This window comes from Streptomyces sp. NPDC020898 (genome assembly GCF_044333925.1).
Classification (GTDB): domain Bacteria; phylum Actinomycetota; class Actinomycetes; order Streptomycetales; family Streptomycetaceae; genus Streptomyces.
In genome coordinates, this window is sequence record NZ_JBIRRV010000002.1 from 697,067 (window position 1) to 712,106 (window position 15,040).

General features: G+C 71.1%; 16 protein-coding genes. 8 read left to right on the top strand and 8 right to left on the bottom strand.

Translation table 11 applies throughout. From position 1 onward, the window contains the following. Positions 1-130: 130 nt before the first annotated feature. On the bottom strand, positions 131-484 hold the full coding sequence (locus tag ACH4TV_RS11025) for a hypothetical protein (RefSeq protein ID WP_398396496.1): 354 nt from the start codon (positions 482-484) through the stop codon (positions 131-133). A 110-nt stretch (positions 485-594) separates the two neighbouring features. On the opposite strand from ACH4TV_RS11025, the gene ACH4TV_RS11030 reads away from it, so the two are divergent. Next, positions 595-978: a cell wall protein gene (locus tag ACH4TV_RS11030; RefSeq protein ID WP_398396498.1), complete on the top strand. Its 384-nt coding sequence runs from the start codon at positions 595-597 to the stop codon at positions 976-978. A gap of 94 nt (positions 979-1,072) precedes the next feature. Beyond that, a complete protein-coding gene (locus ACH4TV_RS11035) occupies positions 1,073-1,879 on the top strand; it encodes a hypothetical protein (RefSeq protein WP_398396500.1) in 807 nt (268 codons plus the stop codon). 98 nt (positions 1,880-1,977) lie between these two features. Here the strand turns inward: ACH4TV_RS11035 and hutH are convergent, their stop codons facing one another. The 3 genes from hutH to ACH4TV_RS11050 all read right to left on the bottom strand — a co-directional run bounded on the left by hutH (position 1,978) and on the right by ACH4TV_RS11050 (position 5,741). Further along, the gene (gene hutH / locus ACH4TV_RS11040) at positions 1,978-3,516 is read right to left on the bottom strand and encodes a histidine ammonia-lyase (protein WP_398396610.1); all 1,539 of its coding nucleotides are present in this window, start codon (positions 3,514-3,516) and stop codon (positions 1,978-1,980) included. Between the two features lie 172 nt (positions 3,517-3,688). Then, positions 3,689-4,849, bottom strand: a complete 1,161-nt coding sequence (locus tag ACH4TV_RS11045) for a diguanylate cyclase domain-containing protein (protein WP_398396502.1) — start codon at positions 4,847-4,849, stop codon at positions 3,689-3,691. A gap of 85 nt (positions 4,850-4,934) precedes the next feature. Then, entirely contained in the window at positions 4,935-5,741 is an 807-nt protein-coding gene (locus ACH4TV_RS11050) for an enoyl-CoA hydratase/isomerase family protein (protein WP_398396504.1), read from the bottom strand. A gap of 239 nt (positions 5,742-5,980) precedes the next feature. Here ACH4TV_RS11050 and ACH4TV_RS11055 point away from each other — a divergent pair, with 239 nt between their 5' ends. Beyond that, positions 5,981-6,724 (top strand): hypothetical protein, encoded by a 744-nt coding sequence (locus ACH4TV_RS11055; protein ID WP_398396505.1) that lies wholly within the window; start codon positions 5,981-5,983, stop codon positions 6,722-6,724. Positions 6,725-6,757: 33 nt separating this feature from the next. Here the strand turns inward: ACH4TV_RS11055 and ACH4TV_RS11060 are convergent, their stop codons facing one another. Both ACH4TV_RS11060 and ACH4TV_RS11065 read right to left on the bottom strand, forming a co-directional pair. Beyond that, entirely contained in the window at positions 6,758-7,879 is a 1,122-nt protein-coding gene (locus ACH4TV_RS11060) for an adenylate/guanylate cyclase domain-containing protein (protein WP_398396507.1), read from the bottom strand. Between the two features lie 312 nt (positions 7,880-8,191). Then, on the bottom strand, positions 8,192-9,061 hold the full coding sequence (locus tag ACH4TV_RS11065; protein ID WP_398396508.1) for a biotin--[acetyl-CoA-carboxylase] ligase: 870 nt from the start codon (positions 9,059-9,061) through the stop codon (positions 8,192-8,194). A gap of 120 nt (positions 9,062-9,181) precedes the next feature. Here ACH4TV_RS11065 and ACH4TV_RS11070 point away from each other — a divergent pair, with 120 nt between their 5' ends. After that, on the top strand, positions 9,182-10,786 hold the full coding sequence (locus ACH4TV_RS11070; protein ID WP_398396510.1) for an acyl-CoA carboxylase subunit beta: 1,605 nt from the start codon (positions 9,182-9,184) through the stop codon (positions 10,784-10,786). A 12-nt stretch (positions 10,787-10,798) separates the two neighbouring features. Continuing rightward, on the top strand, positions 10,799-11,008 hold the full coding sequence (locus tag ACH4TV_RS11075; protein WP_398396512.1) for an acyl-CoA carboxylase epsilon subunit: 210 nt from the start codon (positions 10,799-10,801) through the stop codon (positions 11,006-11,008). On the opposite strand, the gene ACH4TV_RS11080 is transcribed toward ACH4TV_RS11075, so the two are convergent. Beyond that, positions 11,005-12,138 (bottom strand): SGNH/GDSL hydrolase family protein, encoded by a 1,134-nt coding sequence (locus ACH4TV_RS11080; RefSeq protein WP_398396514.1) that lies wholly within the window; start codon positions 12,136-12,138, stop codon positions 11,005-11,007. The genes ACH4TV_RS11075 and ACH4TV_RS11080 overlap by 4 nt on opposite strands. Before the next feature lie 139 nt (positions 12,139-12,277). On the opposite strand from ACH4TV_RS11080, the gene mmpB reads away from it, so the two are divergent. Together mmpB and ACH4TV_RS11090 are read left to right on the top strand one after the other, a co-directional pair. Next, positions 12,278-12,406, top strand: a complete 129-nt coding sequence (mmpB, locus tag ACH4TV_RS11085) for a morphogenic membrane protein MmpB (protein ID WP_398396515.1) — start codon at positions 12,278-12,280, stop codon at positions 12,404-12,406. Positions 12,407-12,437: 31 nt separating this feature from the next. Then, a complete protein-coding gene (locus tag ACH4TV_RS11090; RefSeq protein ID WP_398396517.1) occupies positions 12,438-13,061 on the top strand; it encodes a Maf family protein in 624 nt (207 codons plus the stop codon). On the opposite strand, the gene ACH4TV_RS11095 is transcribed toward ACH4TV_RS11090, so the two are convergent. Further along, on the bottom strand, positions 13,062-13,562 hold the full coding sequence (locus ACH4TV_RS11095; RefSeq protein WP_398396519.1) for a hypothetical protein: 501 nt from the start codon (positions 13,560-13,562) through the stop codon (positions 13,062-13,064). It abuts the gene before it with no gap. Positions 13,563-13,958: 396 nt separating this feature from the next. Here ACH4TV_RS11095 and ACH4TV_RS11100 point away from each other — a divergent pair. Then, positions 13,959-15,040 (top strand): acetyl/propionyl/methylcrotonyl-CoA carboxylase subunit alpha (locus tag ACH4TV_RS11100; protein ID WP_398396521.1); only part of this gene is annotated, 1,082 nt, incomplete at its 3' end.

Genomic DNA, 15,040 nt, shown 5'->3' on the forward strand with positions numbered 1-15,040 from the left:
ACCTGGGCCGGACCGACCGCCTCTGTCGTCCACCGGGTCGCGTGGTGCCGCTGCCGGTCGCTGCTTCCCCTGAGACGACGAAACCCCGGACGGCGGTTGCCTCCCGGGGTCACGATTTCCCCAAGCCGCGTCAGCCGTGGCCCCGCTCCCCGACTTCCTCGTCGCCGTCCGACTCATCATCCTCGTCGAGATCCCAATCCGGCGAATCGGGGTCGTACTCGATCTCCTCGCTGCTCCAGGAGGCCTGGGCCAGCTCGATCCCCGGCACCTCCCCGACCAGGTCGAACGGATCCACGAGGTACGCGAGCGCCTCCGCGGTGTCTTCCGTCACAGCGTCCTCGGCGTGCACGCGCTCCTCGGCCGGCATCTCGGTGTCGCCGGCGATCCGTGCCAACGCGGCCTTCGTCAGGGTGTCCGCGTCGTCGACCTCGACGACCAATTCGACCCGAAGCCGCACAAAACGTGATGTCTCTGAAGTACTCATGGTCGGAGAGCGTACGGCTCACAGCTCCCGCAACTTTCCCACGACCCGCGCCTTTCATTAGCATCGGGGCCACGGCCAATTCGCCAGCGCCACAAGGGGATCGATATTCCGTGTCATCCGCACGTCGATCGTTGCTGACCGCCACCGCAGCGGGCACCCTCCTGGGTGCCCTGTGGTTCGTCCCGTCCGCCAATGCGACGGCCGACAAGACGGTGGAGCAGCAGCACAGAGCGGATACGTCGGCCGCTTCCTCCCTGTCCACGATGTCGGACTTCACCCAGCCGATCTCCGTGACAACCAGCACAAAGAACGCGACCACGACGACCACCTCGGAGTCGGCACCGGACTCGGGCTCGGACTCGACGGACGGCACCCGCCTCGCCGACACCGGCAGCTTCGACACCACTCCGTACGTCGTCGGCGGCACGCTCTGCCTCGGTCTGGGCGCCGGGTTCGTGGTGTATTCGCTGCGGCGGGAGCGCCTGGGGTTCTGAGACCCGGGACGACGCGGGACGGGGCCGGCCGACCTCCCTGGACAGATTTTTAAGGAACTTGACGTTTATTTGACAGTCGGTTCATAGTCCGCCCATGAAGAGATCATCGAGGGTGCGCCTGTGCGCCACGGCGACCGTGAGTGTGCTGTCGCTCGCCCTCATCACGGGGTGCAGCGGTGGGGACTCGGCGGATTCCGCCGAGTCGAAGGATTCGGGGGCGGCTGCGACGGCGCAGACCGCGAAGGCGGCCACCAAGGCCGAACTGGACAAGCTGATCGTCGCCACCGGCGACGTGCCCGGCTACACGGTCAAGGCGGCGGACGAGGCCGCCGACATTCCCGCGGACGGCCTCAAGCTGTCCGACGAGAAGTGCAGGCCCCTGGCCGACGTCCTGTCGGGGCAGGCCCCGGGCGACGCGGCGGCCATGACGAACCGCTCGGCCACCGGCGCGAAGCCCGCGGCCAGCGCTCCCGCGGGCCTGGACGACCTGTCCGAGGAGGAGATCGAGGGCTCGCTCGCCCTCTCGATGGACGTCGACGTCACCGTCGTATCGCTGTCCTCGTACGAGGGCGACGCGGCCGAGCAGACATTGAAGTCCGTCTCGGACGCGATCAGTGCCTGCGCCGCCGGTTTCACGATGACCGCGGACGGCACGTCGCAGAAGGTCACGAAGGTCGCCGCCGAGAAGGCGTCCGGCGCGGGTGACGAAGCGGTCGCCTTCTCCGTGACCGCCCCGATGGGCGAGGCGGACGGCGAGACGTCCACGCTGCACGGCGAGGTCGTACGGAACGGCAACGTCCTCTCGGGCTACTACACGGTCAACCTCGGCGCGATGATGACCGGCAAGGCGTACGACGTCCCGGACGCCCTCGTCACCGCCCAGTCAGCCAAGCTGAAGTAACCGAAGAAACGATTCGGGGCCCTGCCCGGCGCAAGCGCGATCCGGCAGGGCCCCAACTCACCGACAACCACTGTTACTCGTACTCGTACTCCTACTGCCTACTGCAACGGCCCGGTCACCGGCTCCACCGCGGCGACCAGGTACCCGCCCCGCACGAACGCGTCCGCCGCGGCGAGGTCGGGCGAGAGGAACCGGTCGGGCCCCGGACCCTCGACCCCCGCCGCCCGTACGGCGTCGATGACGGCCCGGGACGCGGGCGCGGGCGTCAGCCCCTCCCTCAGCTCGATGGCCCGCGTGGCCGCGTACAGCTCGACGGCGATGATCCGGGCGAGGTTGTCGACGGCCGTACGCAGCTTGCGCGCCGCCGACCAGCCCATCGAGACGTGGTCCTCCTGCATCGCGGAGGAGGGGATCGAGTCCGCCGAGGCAGGCACGGCGAGCCGCTTCAACTCGCTGACCAGGGCGGCCTGCGTGTACTGGGCGATCATCAGCCCGCTGTCCACACCGGGGTCGTCGGCGAGGAACGGCGGCAGCCCGTGCGAGCGGTTCTTGTCGAGGAGCCGGTCGGTGCGCCGCTCGGCGATGGACCCGAGATCGGCGACGGCGATGGCGAGGAAGTCGAGGACGTACGCCACCGGAGCACCGTGGAAGTTCCCGTTGGACTCGACCCGCCCGTCGGGCAGGACCACGGGATTGTCGACGGACGAGGCCAGTTCCCGCTCGGCGACGAGACGGGCGTGGGCCATGGTGTCCCGCCCGGCACCGGCGACCTGGGGAGCGCAGCGCACGGAGTAGGCGTCCTGGACGCGCGGCGCGCCGTCCTGGTGATGCCCGGTGAGCTCCGAACCCTTGAGCACGGCGAGCATGTTGGCCGCACTGGCCCCCTGCCCCGGATGCGGCCGGATGGCGTGCAGCTCGGGCGCGAGCACCTTGTCGGTCCCGAGCAGCGCCTCCAACGACAGGGCGGCGGTGACGTCGGCGGACTTGTAGAGGGTGTCGAGGTCGGCGAGGGCCATGATCAGCATGCCGAGCATGCCGTCGGTGCCGTTGAGCAGGGCGAGGCCCTCCTTCTCGCGCAGCTCGACGGGCGCGATGCCGTGCGCGGCGAGGAGTTCACCGGCCGGCCGTACGACTCCGTCCGGGCCCTCCGCGTCCCCCTCGCCCATGAGCGTGAGGGCGCAGTGGGAGAGCGGCGCGAGGTCACCGGAGCAGCCGAGGGACCCGTACTCGTGCACGACCGGGGTGATCCCGGCGTTGAGCACATCGGCCATGGTCTGCGCGACCTCGGGCCGCACGCCGGTGTGCCCCGAGCAGACGGTCTTGAGCCGCAGGAACACCAGCGCCCGTACGACCTCCCGCTCGACCCGCGGTCCCATGCCGGCGGCGTGCGAGCGGACGATGTTGCGCTGGAGCTGGGCCCGCAGTTCGGGGCTGATGTGCCGGGTCGCCAGGGCACCGAACCCGGTGCTCACGCCGTACACGGGCTCGGGCTTGGCAGCCAGCGACTCGATGATCCCGCGAGCCTTCGCGAGAGCGGCGACAGCCTCACCGGCCAATTCGACCCGGGCCCCGCCACGCGCAACGGCAAGCACCTCGGCCGCGGTCACCCCGGACGTCCCCACCACCACAGTGTGCATATTCATATTCAGGAGCGTACGCAGTGAATTCGAGGATGTCACTACCGGGCGCCCTGTTCACCCCTTACCCATCCAGCCCGTCCGGCGTTTGAGGACAAAAGGCCCGTTCAGGGCCGGAGCGGGGGTCTGGGGGCGGCAGCCCCCAGCGAGGCCCGCGCCAACACCCCACATCTCACAGCCGACGCCCCCTGAACCGGCGCCGCTCAACCGCCGCCCCCTCCCCGGAGGGCTCCTCGGCGAGCCGGACCACCGGATCGTCGACCCCCTCGCGCCCCGCGACGACCGGCAGGTCCGCGTGCACCGCCTTCGCCCGGTACTGCGCCGCATCGGCGAGCCGGAACAACCGGCGAGCCGTCCGCACCGGCCCGATCGGGTCCTCGGTCGAGGCGACCCCGCAGGCGACCCCGTCCCCCAGCTCCAACTCGGCGGCGCGACGGCACAGTTCACCCGCCGCCCGGACCACCTCGTCGGCGGGCGGACCCACCACGAGCAGGCAGAACTCGTCACCGCCGAGACGGGCGGCGAGGGCGCCGGGCAGCATGGCCCCGCACAGCGACAGCACGGATCCGAACCGTTCGAGGAGCCGGTCGCCGACGGCGTGCCCCAGGGTGTCGTTGACGCGCTTGAGCCCGTTCAGATCGCAGACGACCAGGCTGACCACGGCGCCGTCCCGCCGGTGCCGCTCGATCGCCTCGTCGAGATGCGCGTCCACCGCGCGACGGTTGGCGAGCCCGGTGAGCGCGTCGGTGAAGGCGAGCCGCCGGGCCTCCTCCAGCCGCTCGGTCTGGGCGAGCCCGGCGGCGACGACGGAGGCCAGGACGGTGGCGAAGTCGGCGTCGGCACGGTCGAAGACGGGGGCACCGGCGGGCCGGGCGACGTACAGCTCACCCCAGGCCCGGCCGTGCAGCACGACGGGGGCGACGACACAGCAGCCGCGCCCCCGGCGCCGAAGAGCGGCGACGCGCTGATGGCAGTACCCGGCGCGCCCCGCGTAGGCCCCGTCGGCGGGTCCCTCGGCGGTCTCGACCCAGGCGTTGGGCTCACCGCCGCCCGCCCACCGTTCGTGCAGGAACTCGGTGATCTCCGGGAACTGGTGCACGGGGTACGCCTCCCCCTCCGGGAACTCCTCCTCGCCCGCGGCCCGCTCGCCCACGTTGACGAGAACCCGCAGCCGGCCCAGCTCGCGCTCCCAGACCGACAGTGCGGCGAAGTTCCCGGCCAGGGCGTGGCAGGCACCGGACGCGGCGGCGCGCCAGGACTCGCGGGGGCTGTGCGCGGCTGCCATGCCCTGCGCGAGCGTCACGACCGCCTGGAGCCGGCTTTCCTCACCCATTGATCCAGGTTAGGAAGGTTTGGGAGGATTTGAGACATCGGGAGGGCGAACAGGGTGCGGGAAGCTTCCGCCGCGCACGCGGAAGCTACTCCCCCGGCCAGGAAGGCGCCCGCTTCTCGTTGAACGCGGCGACCCCCTCCGCCCTGTCCCCCGAGAAGGCGACGGAACGCCACGCGGCATCCTCGACCTCGAGCCCGGCCCGCAGATCCAACCCGAACCCCACCCGCAACGCCCGCTTGGCCGCCCGTACCCCCACAGGGGAGTTCGCCGCGATCCGGGACGCCAGCGCCAGCGCCTCCTCCCGGTCCCGCCCGTCCTCCACCAGCACATCCACGAGCCCCAGCTCCCGCGCCTCGCCCGCCTCCACCCGCCGCGCCGTGAAGATCAGCTCGGCCGCCCGAGCCGCCCCCACCCGCCGGGGCAGCAGCTGCGTACCGCCGCCCCCCGGAATCACCCCCACGGACACCTCCGGCAGCCCCACCACCGCCGTACGGTCCGCCACGATCAGATCGCAGGACAGCGCCAGCTCGAACCCGCCCCCCAGCGCGAACCCGTGCACAGCGGCGATCGTCGGCATCGGCAGCTCCAGCACACCGGTGTAGGCACCCCGCGCCACCGGCCGCTGCCGGACCAGTTCGGCGTCGGACATCGAGTTCCGCTCCTTGAGGTCGGCCCCGACGCAGAACGCCCGCTCATGGGTGGAGGTCAGCACCACCGCCCGTACGTCCCGGTCGGCGGCCAGCGCGGCACAGGCACCGGCGACGGACCCCGCCATGGAGGAGGAGACCGCGTTCATGGCCTTCGGCCGATCGAGGACGAGCTCCGCGACGTACGCATGCCGCCGCACCACGACGAACTCCCCGAACCGCTCCTCTGACCGCTCCTCGCCCATGACACCCTCCTGGTTAACGCAGGTTAACTACGGCCGCCCCGATCATCGCAGTCCGGCCCCACCCGAGGGAAGAACCGGCAGAGAAGGGGCGGGGAAGGGACCGGGAAGGGGCAGAGAACTGACCGCTCTCCCCGTTCGGGTGACATCGCACCGATCTTCCGAAATCTCCCTCCCGGAGCGCATAACGTGCGCTCCGCCACGGCGCACCCGGGGCGCGAGCGCAACGGGGAGGGATCGCGATGACGGACACAGCGACAAGGCCGGTCGAGACAGGCACACCGAGGCATGCCCAGGCCCAGGCGCCGTTCCGGACCCCCGCCCCGGCGTGGACGCCACCCCCGCCTGCAGCGCCCCCTTCCGAGCCCCTCGTCCCCCGCCCCCGGGGCCGGCACCGCAAGCCCCGCCCCCGCAAAGTGCTGCTCGCGGCGGGCGGCTTCGCGCTGGCCGCCGGGGTCCTGAGCCTCGTACGGATGACGCCCGACGGCGGAGTCGGCGGCATCGGCAACGCGCAGGCCCAGTCGGACCTGGACACGGACAGGGACACGAACGCAAACACCTCGGCCGACCGCTCCCGCAACACGGGGGCCACGGTCGGCGCCGCCCCCACGCCGAGCCCGTCGGCGACCGCCCCCATGGGCGACGCGACCCCCGTCCCGACAGCGCTGCCGACCGCTCTCCCGAGCGCGACCGGGCCCCTGCGGCCCCTGCCCGTCGGACTGTTCCCGACGTCGCCCGCCCCCGCGCCCGACGCCACCACGATCCCGCAGCGGCCCAGCACACCGGCGCCCGTCACCACCCCGGGCCCGCAGCCCACGACGGCACCGACACCGCCCCCGGTGGCCTCCCAGCCCCAGCCACAGCCCCCGCAGCAGGCAGCCCCGGCGCCCGCACCGACTCCGGCGGCCCCGCAGCCCACGACGCCGAGCGGAGTGTGCGTACCGCTCATCGGCCTGTGCGTGGACGCACTGAACCACCGCCACTGAGCCGGGCCCAGCGGGAGGAACGGGCGGCCGGTCCTACGTGGGGCCGGCCCGCCGGGTCAGCAGCCAGGGCTCGACCACGCCGAGCCCGCGCACCGGCCGCTGCCACATCGGCTGCAACGCGAAGCGGTACACCGGCGGCTCCTCGCCCTCCTTCTCGGCGGCGGCAGCGGCCTCGGCCGCGTCCGCCTCGGAGGCGGGCGCGTCCCCGGTACGGATCAGCTCCTCCGCGAACGCCGCGTCGCAGAGCACGGCGTCCCGTGGCGCTATCGACGTCAACCGCGAGGCCAGGTTCACCGTCGACCCGAACACATCACCCATACGGGTGGTCACCGTGCCGAAGGCCATCCCGACCCGCAGCTCGGGCATCGTCTCGTCGTTCGCCATCGTCTCGATCAGCCGCAGCGCGATCTCGGCGGCCACACCCGCGTCGTCCGCCGCGTACAGCACCTCGTCGCCGAGCGTCTTGACGAGCCGCCCGCCGTTCGCCGCCACCAGGTCGGCGGCCGTGGTCTCGAAGGCCTCGACGAGTTCGCCGAGCTCCTCCTCCTCCATACGACGGGTCAGCCGCGTGAACCCGACGAGGTCGGCGAAGCAGACGGCGAGCCGCCGGTCGACCATCTCCTCGTCGTCGGCCGCCTGGACGACCCGCCCGGTCGCGGCGGCGAGCTGGCGCCGCCAGACGTACACGATGAACTCCTCCAGCTCGGGCAGGAGCAGTTCGATCAGCGGGTACGTGACTTCAGTGCGCGTCATTCCCGGCTCGGGCGGCTCGGTCAGCCCCTCCAGGAAGGAGTCGATCTGCCATTCCGCCAACCGGGCAGTGGTCTGGCCGGTGGAACGCGCCACCTGGACGGCCATCGCCTCGCTCAGCAGCCCGGCCTCGACGAGACCGGCGAGCCGGCGCAGCGCGAGGACGTCCGCCTCCGTCAGCGCCTTGGCCTGCCCGATGTCGGCGAAGCCCATAGCCCGCCAGAAACGGGATGCCAGCTCCATGGAGACGCCGGCGCTGCGGGCGGCCTGAAAAGGGGTGTAGCGCCGCTCGGCCCCGAGGATGAGCTGTTCGAGGCGCAGGGCGAGCGGGTTGTCAGCGGGATCGACGTCCTGCTCGTCCACCCGGCTGCCCGCCGCGTCGGAGCCCATGTCGTCGACGGTCACGCCTGCTGCCCTTCCGATCTGTCACGGTCAGATATCGACCGCCCTCAACGATACGGCCTCGCTCCGCCAGGTCCAGCAGGGACGACGCACCCGGTGTCGGTGTGAACCCACTGGGGGCTGCGCCCCCAGCACCCCCCTTTCGCGCTGAACGCGCTCGTCCTCAAACGCCGGACGGGCTAAAAGATCAAGCACCGGCCGGCATTCCAGCCCGTCCGGCGTTTGAGGACAAGGCCCGTTCAGGGCCGGAGCGGGGGTTCGGGGGCGGCAGCCCCCGAGGATGGGAACGGGTAAGGGCGGCGGGGGCGAGAACCCTCACGCTGGCCGCAGGTGAACGACATCCCCCGCCCCCACCGGCTCCTGCACACCCTCCCCCGTGGCCAGCACCAACCGCCCGTCCCCGTCCACAGCAACCGCCTCCCCCACCACACTCCGATCCCCCGGCAACTCCGCCCGCACCGTCCGCCCCAACGTCGCACACCCCGCCGCATACGTCTCCTGGAGCCCCGAGGCCACGGGATCCCCTCCCGCCGCCCGCCACCGCCCGTACCACTGCTCCAGCGCCCGCAGCACCGCCCGCAGCAGCGGATCCCGGTCCGTGCCCACCGCCCCGGCCAGCGCCAGCGACCCCGCCGTCGGCACCGGCAGCTCGTCCTCGCGCAGGGTGACGTTGATGCCGATGCCGATCACCACCGCGTCCGCACCGGCCCGCTCCGCGAGGATCCCGCCCGCCTTGCGCTCCGCGCCCCCCACGCTCACCAGCAGGTCGTTGGGCCACTTGAGGGACGTATCGACGCCCGCGGCCCGGGACAGCCCCGTCGCCACCGCGACCCCGGTGAGCAGCGGCAGCCAGCCCCAGCGTGCCACCGGCACGTCCGTCGGCTTCAGCAGCACGGAGAAGAACAGCCCGGAGCGGGCGGGAGCCGTCCACTGCCGGTCCAGCCGCCCACGCCCGGCGGTCTGTTCCTCGGCGATCAGCACAGCCCCTTCGTCCACGCCACCCTCCTTGCCCGCGAGGGCGACGAGGTCGGCGTTCGTGGACCCCGTACTGCGGACCACCTCCACCCCCGACCAGAGCCCGCCGTCCCGGACCAGCGCCCGGCGCAGCGCACCGGCGTTGAGGGGCGGCCGGTCGAGGTCGGACCACCGGCCGTCGTTGTCTGCTGAGTCATCTCGCGGCGTCATGCAAGCCACCCTAGGTGTGGTAAACGCCGCACTGCCGATGGGTAGGCACGCCACTACGCTACGGATGAGTAGCCCATCCCCCTTCTGAGCACGTCACTCTTTGCAGGGAGCCGCATCCCGATGGCCGAGCCGGTACAGCCGCAGCAGATCGACATCCACACCACCGCGGGAAAGCTCGCGGACCTGCAGCGCCGCGTCGAAGCGGCGACGCACGCCGGATCGGAACGGGCTGTCGAGAAGCAGCACGCCAAGGGCAAGCTGACGGCCCGTGAGCGCATCGAACTCCTCCTGGACGACGACTCGTTCGTCGAGTTGGACGAGTTCGCCACCCACCGTTCGACGAACTTCGGCCTGGAGAACAACCGCCCCTACGGCGACGGCGTCGTCACCGGTTACGGCACCGTCGACGGCCGTCCGATCGCCGTGTTCTCCCAGGACTTCACCGTGTTCGGCGGCGCGCTGGGCGAGGTGTACGGGCAGAAGATCGTCAAGGTCATGGACTTCGCGCTGAAGACCGGCTGCCCGGTCATCGGCATCAACGACTCGGGCGGCGCCCGTATCCAGGAGGGAGTTGCCTCCCTGGGTGCGTACGGCGAGATCTTCCGCCGCAACACCCACGCGTCCGGGGTCATCCCGCAGATCAGTCTGGTCGTCGGCCCCTGTGCGGGCGGAGCGGTCTACTCCCCGGCCATCACCGACTTCACGGTCATGGTCGACCAGACCTCGCACATGTTCATCACCGGCCCGGACGTCATCAAGACGGTCACCGGTGAGGACGTCGGCATGGAGGAGCTGGGCGGCGCCCGCACTCACAACTCCGCGTCGGGCGTGGCCCATCACATGGCCGGCGACGAGAAGGACGCCATCGAGTACGTCAAGCAGTTGCTGTCGTACCTGCCGTCCAACAACCTCTCCGAACCCCCGCTGTTCCCCGAGGAGGCGGACCTCGCCGTCACGGACGAGGACCGCGAGCTGGACGTCCTGATCCCGGACAGCGCGAACCAGCCGTACGACATGCACACGGTGATCGAACACGTCCTGGACGACGCCGAGTTCTTCGAGACGCAGTCCCTGTTCGCGCCCAACATCCTCACCGGTTTCGGCCGGGTGGAGGGCCGTCCGGTCGGTGTCGTCGCCAACCAGCCGATGCAGTTCGCTGGTTGCCTCGACATCGCGGCGAGCGAGAAGGCCGCCCGCTTCGTGCGCACCTGCGACGCCTTCAACGTCCCGGTCCTCACCTTCGTGGACGTCCCCGGCTTCCTCCCGGGCGTCGACCAGGAGCACGACGGCATCATCCGGCGCGGCGCCAAGCTGATCTACGCCTACGCGGAGGCGACGGTCCCCCTGATCACGGTCATCACCCGCAAGGCCTTCGGCGGCGCCTACGACGTCATGGGCTCCAAGCACCTGGGGGCCGACCTCAACCTGGCCTGGCCGACCGCCCAGATCGCCGTGATGGGCGCCCAGGGCGCGGTCAACATCCTGCACCGCCGCACGATCGCCGAGGCGGAGGCCAACGGGGAGGACCTCGACGTGGTCCGCGCCCGCCTCATCCAGGAGTACGAGGACCACCTCCTCAACCCCTACATCGCGGCCGAACGCGGTTACGTCGACGCGGTGATCCTGCCGTCCGACACCCGCCGCCATGTCGTACGCGGGCTGCGCCAGCTCCGTACGAAGCGCGAGTCCCTGCCCCCGAAGAAGCACGGCAACATCCCGCTGTAAGGAGCCGTCGTCATGACGATAAAGGTCGTACGGGGCAACCCGACCCCCGAGGAGCTCGCCGCCGCCCTGGCAGTGGTCCGAGCCCGCGCCGTGGCGGCGTCCTCGACCCCGCCCGGCGCTCCCGGCACCCAGGACGCGTGGGCGGACCCGTCCCGCATCGCCACCCAGCACCTGCCCCACCCGGGCCCGGCGTCCTGGACCCGGACCTACTGGCCGGCCTAGAGAACCCTCAGTACGGCTTCGGCCATCACTGCGTACCCCGCGTCATGGGGGTGCAGGTGGTCGCCGAAGTCGTACGCCGGGTGCAGCCGGTCCGGGTCGGACGGATCTGCGAGTGTCCGTCGCAGGTCGACGACCGCGTCGTACTCCCCCGCGCACCGGATCCATTCGTCGACCTCATGGCTCACCTTGGCCGCGTGCTCACCCCAGTGGTCCGAGCCTCCGAAGGGGAGCAGGGTCGCGCCGATCGCGCGTAGGCCCCGCCGATGTGCCTGGCGTATCAACTCCCGGTGCCCGGCGATCAGTTCGGCCGCCTCCAGCACCGGCGCCGGTTTGTAGGTGGGTTGTTCGTCCGTCTCGCTGAACCCGATGTCGTTGAGCCCGAGCAGCACGACCAGCGTGTCGACGCCCGCGTGGGCGAGCGCGTCGCGGCGGAGCCGGTGGACGCCTTTCTCGCCGTACCAGGCCGAGTCGTTGAGCAGCAGGTTGCCGCCGATACCCGCGTTCAGGACGGGCCGTCCGGTGCGTTCGGCGAGGGCGTCGGACCAGCGGCGGTTCGCACCCGGGGTGGAGCCGAAGCCGTCCGTGACGGAGTCGCCGAACAGGACGATCCCGTCCGTGCGGCCGGCGTCGACCTCGACGGCCGCCAGGAAGTACCAGGACTGGGACGACTCACCGAAGCCCGTACCGCCCGCCTCCTCCGCCAACAGGTCCCCCTGCCCCCGGTAGCTGGTCGCGAAGGCCTGCGCATGGAAGGTCGCCGGGCCGGTGACGGCCTCGAAGTACAGCGTGACAGCCATCGACTCCCCTGCCACCAGGGCTAGTTCGACCGCGTCACTGACCACCTGCCCACGCGCCGGAACCTTCACCGCGCACCCGCCCCCGAAGGTGAGCCGCCGCACCGAGCCCGGCTCGACGGCGGCTCCGGAAGCCGTCCGCGCGACCGTGGCGCCCGCCACCCGCAGCGGCGAGGTCCCGTACGCGTGGGACAGCCGGACCCGGACCCGCCCGCCACCGGCGCCGAGCCGGACGGCCTGCCGCAGCGACTGCCGCCAGAAGCCCTCCCGTGACCAGTTGGGAGTGAATCCCTCACTGGGGAACTGGGGCGCTGCCGTCCAAGCGGTGGTGAACACGGAACTCTCCCTCTCCTGGACCATGAAGAACCACTAACAGAACCACAGTACTGATAACTAACGGGATCGTGGGCCCATTTGAGGAAGTTGAGTACGCGTACTCAGGCGCCGGCGCGCCCTCCGTCGCACGATCGAAGACATGCTGTGGTCCGACCCCGAGAACGAGCCGCCGAAGGAACTGCGCGACGCGCAGGAGATGCTTCGGCGGCTCGGCTGGCTCCTGGCGCTGGCCATGCTGCTCGCGATGATCGTGCTCGGCGTGTTGTAGGCGCCCCGGACCCCGCCGATACCCTGGCCGCATGACCACCGATCAGCCGCGCCGCCGTCTCGTGCTCGCCTCCAAGTCCCCCGCCCGGCTCAATCTGCTCAGGCAGGCCGGACTCGACCCCGAGGTGATCGTCAGCGGGTTCGACGAGGACGCCGTGACCGCGCCGACCCCGGCCGAACTGGCCCTCGCCCTCGCCGAGGCCAAGGCGTCAGTGGTGTCCGCGAAGCCCGAGGTGCGGGGCGCGCTGGTGATCGGCTGCGACTCCGTCCTCGATCTGGACGGGGAGGCGTACGGCAAGCCCGCCGACGCCGAGGAGGCCACCGCCCGCTGGAAGTCGATGCGCGGCCGGGCAGGGACCCTCCAGACCGGGCATTGCATCTACGACACGGCGACGGGACGCCACGTCTCCACCGTCGCGTCCACCGTGGTCCACTTCGGCGAGCCGACGGACGAGGAGATCGCCGCGTACGTCGCCTCGGGCGAACCCCTCCACGTCGCCGGGGCGTTCACGCTCGACGGCCGCTCGGCACCCTTCATCGAGGGCATCGACGGCGGCCACGGCAACGTCATCGGCATCAGCCTGCCGCTGGTACGCAGGCTGCTCGCCGAACTGGGCGTCGGTATCACCGAGTTGTGGACGCCCAGGGAGAAGTGATCAGGAGGTGCTGGGGGTCGGCGGGGGCGTGAACGGGGACCCGCCGTTGTCCGCGACCGGAGAGCCGTCACCCTTGCCGTCCTCGGGGCCCTGGGCCGGCGCGGTGCCGTTCTGACGGTCGTACGTCATCAGCAGGAGCACCACCAGCGTCAGCACCACGACCATGGTCAGGAACGCCGGCACGCCCGCCAGTCCCCAGGCGAACGCTCCCAGGAGCCCGTGCACGACGGCCGCGCTGATCAACAGGATGCGGCCGAGGCCGGCCGGGGAGCGGTCGCGCAGGGCGACGAGCAGGGCCACCACGCCGCACAGCGCGAAGTAGGCGCCGAAGACCAGGCCGCCGATCTTCGAGGACACGGACATCACGTCCGGGTCGAGGCCGGCGAGGGACATCTGCTGGTTGTCGACGACGGTCCCCAGGAACCAGTTCAGGGCGGCGACGCCGAACGCCTCCACGAAGAGGACGATCGCGACGATCCATGCCACCGGTCTGCGGACCACCGGCCCCCACCCACTTTCGACTGCCGCACGGGCGCCGCCCGAGCAAGGCTGCTGTTACCACTAGTACGTTCGTACATCGTGAACGCTACTCACGGGTAAACCCACGTACAAGGGTTCGGCGAACGTTTCCCGGCGGGCAAAGAATCATTGGGCCGTTCGTAGGGACTCCACAAAGAATCCGAGTGGGCCGCAGCACGCTCTCACAGAGACCTTGACCACATCAGGAGGCTAGGGTTTCCGGAAGGAGTCCTGCGTACCTAGGTGCGACAAGGGATTTCATGGGTCGGGCAAGCCTCGCATCACGCTCCGTGTGGGCAAGCTCACCAGTGGGGACGGGTCGATGCGCCGTGTCGGCAGTCCCTAAACTCGGCTTGTTTCAAGGAGGGAGCCTCAATCGTGCAGAAGGTGCTCATCGCCAACCGTGGCGAAATCGCTGTCCGCGTTGCCCGGGCCTGCCGGGATGCCGGGATCGCGAGCGTGGCCGTGTACGCCGAGCCGGACCGGGACGCTCTGCATGTCCGCGCCGCGGATGAGGCGTTCGCCCTGGGCGGTGACACCCCGGCGACCAGCTATCTCGACATCGCCAAGGTGCTGCAAGCCGCCAAGGACTCCGGAGCGGATGCGATCCACCCCGGATACGGCTTCCTCTCGGAGAACGCCGACTTCGCCCAGGCCGTCATCGACGCCCGACTCACCTGGATCGGCCCGCCCCCGCAGGCCATCCGCGACCTCGGCGACAAAGTCGCCGCCCGCCACATCGCCCAGCGCGCCGGCGCGCCGCTGGTCGCCGGCACGCCCGACCCGGTCTCCGGCGCCGACGAAGTCGTCGCCTTCGCCCGCGAGCACGGCCTGCCCATCGCGATCAAGGCCGCCTTCGGCGGCGGCGGCCGCGGTCTGAAGGTCGCCCGCACCCTCGAAGAAGTCCCCGAGCTCTACGACTCCGCCGTCCGCGAAGCCGTCGCAGCCTTCGGACGCGGCGAATGCTTCGTCGAGCGCTACCTCGACAAACCCCGCCACGTGGAGACCCAGTGCCTGGCCGACTCCCACGGCAACGTGGTCGTCGTCTCCACCCGAGACTGCTCCCTCCAGCGCCGCCACCAGAAACTCGTCGAGGAAGCCCCCGCACCGTTCCTCTCCGACACGCAGGTCGAGGAGCTGTACGCGTCCTCCAAGGCGATCCTGAAGGAGGCCGGCTACGTCGGCGCCGGGACCGTCGAGTTCCTCGTCGGCCAGGACGGCACGATCTCCTTCCTCGAGGTCAACACCCGCCTCCAGGTCGAACACCCCGTCACCGAAGAAGTCGCCGGCATCGACCTCGTACGCGAGATGTTCCGCATCGCCGACGGCGAGCACCTCGGCTACGACGACCCGCAACTGCGCGGTCACTCCATCGAGTTCCGCATCAACGGCGAGGACCCGGGCCGCGGCTTCCTGCCCGCCCCCGGCACGGTCACCACCTTCGCCCCGCCGTCGGGTCC